At 29.5% G+C, this 336-nt stretch carries 1 protein-coding gene; it reads right to left on the bottom strand.

All coding sequences use genetic code 11. The annotated features are described in order from the left end of the window. Positions 1-154 (bottom strand): peptidylprolyl isomerase (locus EII42_RS12590; RefSeq protein WP_199729910.1); only part of this gene is annotated, 154 nt, incomplete at its 3' end. Positions 155-336 lie beyond the last annotated feature (182 nt).

Below are 336 nucleotides of genomic sequence, written 5' to 3'. Positions count from 1 at the left end.
CTTGGATCATAAATCCGTCAATAACACGGTGGAAAATTGTGTTATTATAGAAACCTTCTTTACAATATGCTAAAAAGTTTTCTGCGGTTGCCGGCGCTTTTTCAAAATTTAATGCTAATTTAATATCACCAAAATTGGTGTGTAATGTAATCATTGTAGATCCTTTGATTTTGTATTGTTGTAAAGGCGTTTATTATTTCATAAAGTCAAAATAAGTGCTATAAAATCATCATTGCTCTGGCTTTGCATCCAGATAAATTAACGATTTCATTCAATTATAGAGAACAAGCAAATGTTAAAAATTTTTAATACCTTAACGCGAGAAAAAGAAGTTTT

The organism is Tessaracoccus sp. OH4464_COT-324, assembly GCF_003932855.1.
In the GTDB taxonomy this organism is placed as follows: Bacteria; Actinomycetota; Actinomycetes; order Propionibacteriales; family Propionibacteriaceae; genus Arachnia.
Note: the sequence above shows the minus strand (reverse complement) of the source record. Positions and strands in the feature narration are given on the sequence as shown.